Source organism: Bacillus sp. NPDC060175 (assembly GCF_042728695.1).
Taxonomy (GTDB): Bacteria; Bacillota; Bacilli; order Bacillales; family Bacillaceae_G; genus Bacillus_A.
On sequence record NZ_JBHWYR010000200.1, the window covers coordinates 1 to 1,119 of the forward strand.

Consider the following 1,119-nt stretch of genomic DNA (forward strand, 5'->3'; position numbering starts at 1 on the left):
AATAATATAATAAGTTGTTTAGAAAAGGTGAAAAATTTCCCCATAATAAAACGAACACCTCAGATCACTTAACATCCGTATGGTTTAGTTAAAGTAGGAATTTAAAGAAAAGGAAAGGGCTAGCTCTAGTTATAATTAGTGCAATAAATAGGGGGCTACTCAAATTTTTTTGTTTGATTTGGTAGGAGCAATATTTACGTTTGTTGGACTAGGTGTATTAAAGTGCATACCCTTTTTGATTCAACCGATGAGGCGCTAATCAAGGATTTAATCATCTAGAATTTAGAAAGGTGAAAGGTGACACTGAATTTTCTGCTAAATTAGTAGAGACTAAAATAATTCCCTTAAATTGAACTATTCACTACTTAACGCCCTAGATTGTTTGAAGTGTTAGTAGGCAAATATAAAAATAAAAAAGGATATTCTACTCTTCTTTTATGTACATAAAACAAAGTGTAAGGTAAGTTCCAGATCCAAATTGTTTTATTTAATATTCATTCAATCTTTTGCGTACTACTTTTATTTTCTTAAGAGCATGTATTTGCGTGGATGCTCTTAAGAAAATAAAATGCCTAAAGAAATAAATATAAGCATACATTTTAAAAATTGATATATCGTATATTATAAAAAACTCCTTGTTCTTGAAATAATGAACAATACAATGTGAATGAAACTCTCAGAAGAATTTACATATAGAATTCACCTTAACTCAAAAACCCGCATTTTATGCAAAATTATATTTGCTGCTATAGAAGGGTGGGGGTTAACATGACCAAAACTTGGTGTAGGTTCGTATTCCTTGTAAGATAAGTAATTCTTTACTGTTTTCTCTAGTTGTATCTATTAGTGATTCATCAGGTTTCCTTCCAGTTGAAGGGACATAAGTTGTTACTACCCTTGGAAATATATTAATAAATACCCATTCAAATTTATCTATATTTCTATTTCCAAATTCTAACATTTCAATGGGCTTAATTGTATTTTCTCTATCAAAGAATTTTATCATGTAAAATCTTTTTGAGAGGTCACTACTGTGTTTAATCGTCCAAATTAAATTTTCCATTTTCTTTATTTGCAATAAGTCCATTTCTAAAGATCCTTTCATACATAAATTTAGCG

Annotated in this window: 1 protein-coding gene; it reads right to left on the reverse strand. The window is 29.3% G+C overall.

Going from position 1 to position 1,119, the window contains the following annotated elements; genetic code table 11:
• Nucleotides 1-763: 763 nt before the first annotated feature.
• Nucleotides 764-1,087 carry a hypothetical protein gene (locus ACFWDE_RS30530; RefSeq protein WP_377896400.1) on the reverse strand — a complete coding sequence of 108 codons (324 nt, stop codon included), beginning with the start codon at nt 1,085-1,087 and terminating at the stop codon, nt 764-766.
• Between the last annotated feature and the right edge of the window lie 32 nt (nt 1,088-1,119).

Bases quoted from the DNA above. Each gene is read 5' to 3' on its own strand.
- ACFWDE_RS30530 (WP_377896400.1), bottom strand. From the start codon at position 1,087: ATGGACTTATTGCAAATAAAGAAAATGGAAAATTTAATTTGGACGATT.